This window comes from Psychroserpens sp., assembly GCF_045105015.1.
Classification (GTDB): domain Bacteria; phylum Bacteroidota; class Bacteroidia; order Flavobacteriales; family Flavobacteriaceae; genus Psychroserpens.
In genome coordinates, this window is sequence record NZ_JBGCCX010000154.1 from 1 (window position 1) to 4,565 (window position 4,565).

At 30.5% G+C, this 4,565-nt stretch carries 7 protein-coding genes and 1 pseudogene; 5 read left to right on the top strand and 3 right to left on the bottom strand.

Annotation, left to right across the window (positions count from 1 at the left end):
- Positions 1-250: pseudogene (locus AB8B90_RS11920) on the top strand (TonB-dependent receptor); the annotation flags it as partial.
- 64 nt (positions 251-314) lie between these two features.
- Here AB8B90_RS11920 and AB8B90_RS11925 read toward each other — a convergent pair.
- Entirely contained in the window at positions 315-752 is a 438-nt protein-coding gene (locus AB8B90_RS11925) for a hypothetical protein (protein ID WP_405337165.1), read from the bottom strand.
- Positions 753-923: 171 nt separating this feature from the next.
- On the opposite strand from AB8B90_RS11925, the gene greA reads away from it, so the two are divergent.
- Together greA and AB8B90_RS11935 are read left to right on the top strand one after the other, a co-directional pair.
- A complete protein-coding gene (gene greA / locus AB8B90_RS11930; RefSeq protein ID WP_405337167.1) occupies positions 924-1,397 on the top strand; it encodes a transcription elongation factor GreA in 474 nt (157 codons plus the stop codon).
- A gap of 101 nt (positions 1,398-1,498) precedes the next feature.
- On the top strand, positions 1,499-1,888 hold the full coding sequence (locus tag AB8B90_RS11935; protein WP_405337169.1) for an HIT family protein: 390 nt from the start codon (positions 1,499-1,501) through the stop codon (positions 1,886-1,888).
- On the opposite strand, the gene AB8B90_RS11940 is transcribed toward AB8B90_RS11935, so the two are convergent.
- A complete protein-coding gene (locus tag AB8B90_RS11940; protein WP_405337171.1) occupies positions 1,889-2,245 on the bottom strand; it encodes a hypothetical protein in 357 nt (118 codons plus the stop codon). It abuts the gene before it with no gap.
- Positions 2,246-2,254: 9 nt separating this feature from the next.
- Positions 2,255-3,424, bottom strand: coding sequence for a sensor histidine kinase (locus AB8B90_RS11945; protein ID WP_405337173.1), 1,170 nt, complete (start codon positions 3,422-3,424; stop codon positions 2,255-2,257).
- Positions 3,425-3,555: 131 nt separating this feature from the next.
- On the opposite strand from AB8B90_RS11945, the gene AB8B90_RS11950 reads away from it, so the two are divergent.
- Positions 3,556-4,425: a flavin reductase family protein gene (locus AB8B90_RS11950; RefSeq protein ID WP_405337175.1), complete on the top strand. Its 870-nt coding sequence runs from the start codon at positions 3,556-3,558 to the stop codon at positions 4,423-4,425.
- Between the two features lie 37 nt (positions 4,426-4,462).
- Positions 4,463-4,565 (top strand): DUF3127 domain-containing protein (locus AB8B90_RS11955; protein ID WP_405337177.1); only part of this gene is annotated, 103 nt, incomplete at its 3' end.

Here is a 4,565-nt window from a genome sequence, read left to right on the forward strand (position 1 = left end):
AAAGTTAGACAGTTTCTTTGTAAATGATTTTAATCTGTCTTACTCGATTATGCCTAAATCAATTTTTGATGAAATAGTAATCACAGGTTTAGTCAATAATATCTTTAATGAAAAGTATGTTTCTAACGGTTATTACTTCACTTTTGATGATGACTTTACAAACCCTGGAACAATTTCAACAATTGAAGGTGCAGGTTTTTATCCTCAGGCTACAACTAATTTTTTAATTGGTGCGACGCTAAAATTTTAAGAGAAACACAAAACAAAAACTCCCAAGCGATAAGCTTGGGAGTTTTTTATTGAGAGTAATTTAATTAATTTGAAATTGTTAATTCATTTCCATTAGCTGTAACACGATATTCTTGTAGTGCACAAGGGAGTTGCCCTCCATCAGAAAATCCAGTAAACAAATTATAACTATTTGCATCATCACAGCCGCAAGTCACGAAAGTTCCAGTTCTGCTCATAAAAGAGCAATTTTCTGGAATATGATTTGGATCAAATGCATCATAAGCCCTAAAGCTTCCACCAACGTTAATAACATAAATACCTCCATTACCTTCATTAGGAATGAATACAATTTCAGAGGTAAATTGTAATTGACTAAACTGAGGTAAATTCAAATTAATCGCTCTATTAACACCAATATTTTGCAAAAAATTACAATTGTTTATGTTATTATTATTATTGTCATCGTCATTCTTACAGGTTACTAAGAGTAAGAGTGATAAAATGAATATAAGTTTTTTCATTGACTTGTTTATTTTGAGTGGCAATTTACAATAATTAAAAGGTTGAAATAAATATTTTGTATCTTTGTATAACAAATCTCGTGTCAGCGAGATTTTTTTATTCCGAACACTCGCAATGAACATAGTTTTCGTTGTGATTCGGAATCTTTTTTATTAATAAACGAATGAATTATGAGTAAAGTATCTTATTATACTCCTGAAGGTTTAAAAAAGTTGAGAGACGAACTTAAACAATTAAAAGACATAGAGCGGCCAAGAGCATCTCAAGCCATTGCTGAAGCTAGAGATAAAGGTGATTTAAGTGAAAATGCCGAATATGATGCAGCAAAAGAAGCGCAAGGAATGTTAGAAATGAAAATTTCTAAACTTGAAGAAACTTTAGCTGGAGCTCGTGTTATTGATGAATCTCAAATGGATATCTCTAAAGTGTTAGTGTTATCTATTGTTAAAATAAAAAACCAGACCAATGGTATGGAAATGACCTATACTTTAGTAGCAGACGGAGAAGCTGATTTGGCTTCTGGGAAAATCTCTGTGAATTCACCTATTGGAAAGGGTTTGTTGGGTAAGTCTGTTGGAGAAGTAGCAGAGGTTCAAGTACCTAATGGTGTTATGAAATTTGATGTATTAGAAATTTCAAGATAATTAATTTCTGCTATGGCAGGAATCTCATTAATATATTATAAAAAGGTTCCTTCAAAAGAGGAATCTTTTTATATTTACATACACTCTTAACAATTCAATCTATGGCATCTATTTTCACAAAAATCATTTCTGGTGAAATTCCGTGTTATAAAGTTGCTGAAACTGAAGATTATTTGGCTTTTTTAGATATCAATCCAAATGCAAAAGGCCATACACTTTGCATTCCAAAAAAGAAAGTTGATAAATTGTTTGATTTAGATGAAACTTCTTATCATGGTCTTTTAGAATTTTCTAGACAAGTTGCTATTGCTATTGAAAAAGCGATGCCTTGTAAACGTGTTGGAATGACAGTTATTGGATTAGAAGTACCTCACGCACATGTGCATTTAATTCCTCTAAACACTATGGAAGATGCAAGGTTTATAAACAAGATTCAGTTGAATGAAGAAGAATTCCAAGCTATTGCACATTCAATTACATCACGTTTGTAATTAGAAAGAAAGAACTCCAGTTACAAATAGTATTACTGTGATAAATAATAAGACATCAATAAGTACAAAAATCCAACCAGCTTGTTTTAGTTTTAAAGACTTTGGTTTCGGACTTACTGCTCGTTTCTGATAGTTCACAACTTGCTCAATGTCATTAGTCCAACGTACAGGGAAAATATTGGTCTGACATGTGTTGCAATGCATGTCATACTTAGTATCTTCTGTTATAGCTTTATAAAAAATATTTTCGACAAATTTTTGTTTAAATGTTAATTCTAATCCTTCATTTGAGTAACATTCAGGACAGTTGTTATGGAGTTGTACTTCTCTTAAAGTAAAATAGTTTTGCGATTTCATACTTTAAAGTTAAGACAATTGTTTTAATGAAATTTGCATGGTTGTTCCCTTTCCCATATCTGAATTAAGAACTTTAATTTTTCCATTGTGATAGTCTTCAATAATACGTTTTGCAAGAGATAAGCCTAAACCCCAACCTCTTTTTTTACTAGTATATCCTGGTTGAAAAATAGTATTAAAGTGCTGTTTCGAAATCCCTTTACCAGTATCTGTTATTTGGATATTTACAAATTTACCATCATTAATAATCACTAATTTTAATTGTCCTTTTCCTTTCATAGCATCAATGGCGTTTTTGACTAAATTTTCAATGGTCCAACTAAATAATTGTTGATTAAGATTAACCATAATTGATTCTGTTGGAGCAGAAATATCAAAGTCAATCAGTTTAGAAGACCTAGCTTTTAAATACTCATAGGAATCTAAAGTTTCTTTAACAATATCTGCTTTTTCAAGTTTAGGTATAGATCCAATTTTGCTAAAACGATCTGTAATGGTTTGTAATCTAGAAATGTCTTTTTCAATTTCTATTAAATAATCAGGATTAACATGTTCAGAACGTAAGATTTCTGTCCACCCAACAAGCGAAGATAAAGGTGTACCAATTTGATGTGCAGTTTCTTTAGCCATACCTGTCCACAATTTATTTTGATCTGCAGTTTTAGAACTCTTATAAAAGAAATAGGCTACAGCTCCAAATAGAAAGATGATTACTAAAAGTGCTAAAGGATAATATTTGAGTTTATTTAATACAATTGAATCACCATAATAGAGTTTACCTGTAATAATTTTAGTATTAGTTTCGGGATTGATATAAGATAATTCAATAGGTGTGTTTTGGCGTTTAAATTCATTAATTAAGTTAGTAATGTATGTTGAGTCTTTTACCCGTTTTTCATCAATATTTATAGTACTGATATAGTTTTCCTTAGTTACCAATATTTTCGGGATTAAACTATCTGAAAGAATGATTTTATCAATTAGAGGATTAACATTATCAGTTAAAAGCCCTTTTTGAAATTCTGATTGAGCTTCAGCCCAAATGTCCATTTTTATTTTTTGTTCTGCTTTAAAACTTTGAAAGAATAAGTAAGTGTTCCAAAGTATCAACGATATAATTACTAAAGAAACAACAATGATAATCCATCGTGTTTGATTTCTATTTAAAGGTTGAGCCATCAAGTCTAATTTTGAATTTTAAATATAAAGGATTTATGTTAATAATATTGTTCTAAGGTTAAGGAAATCACTTTCATAACTTTAGCATTATAGTTACATTTGCATTCTCATTAATAAAATTAAAAATCAAAATGATATCTTTTGATCCAAAAGACATTTCAACAGCAAGGTTACACGGCTATTTGTTAAGTGCAGTTGCACCAAGACCTATTGCTTTTGCTAGTACTATTGATTCTGATGGAAATCCTAATTTGTCACCTTTTAGTTTTTTTAATGTATTTAGTGCCAATCCTCCAATTTTAATTTTTTCACCGGCTCGACGGGTTAGAAATAACACTATTAAGCATACTTTAGAAAACGCTAAGGAAACTAAAGAAGTTGTCATCAATGTTGTGAATTATGATATTGTACAACAAATGTCTTTAAGCAGTACTGAGTATGCAAAAGGAGTAAATGAATTTGAAAAATCTGGCTTGACAATGTTAGATTCTGATGTTGTAAAACCATTTAGAGTTGCTGAATCTCCAGTACAGTTTGAATGTCGCGTAAATGACATTATAGAATTAGGAACTGAAGGAGGTGCAGGAAACTTAGTCATTTGTGAAGTGGTAAAATTTCATATTGACGATTCTGTAATGGATGAGAACAAAGTCATTGTTCAAGAAAAGTTAGATTTAGTTGCCAGAGCAGGAGGAAGTTATTATAATAGAGCTAAAAGCGGTTTTTTTGAAATACCTAAACCATTATCTACGTTAGGTATAGGAGTTGATAGTATGCCTAGTGAAGTTAAAAACAGTATGATTTTAACAGGTAATAATTTAGGAATGTTAGGAAATGTTGAAGTATTACCCACTAAAGACGAAGTTGAAGCTTTTATAGATAATGTAAGTGAACGTTATCCAAATATTAGAGAAATGTCTCATAGACAAAAACATAAAATAGCAAGAAATTATTTGAGCTATGGTGATGTTAATAGTGCATGGAAACTATTATTATCATAAAAAACAATAACATAAATTAATTATAAGTATTACGAGAATGGAAGTACAAGGAAAAATCAAAATGATTGGCGAAACACAAACCTTTGGTAGCAATGGGTTTAGAAAAAGAGAATTGGTAGTGACTACAGAAGAGCAATATC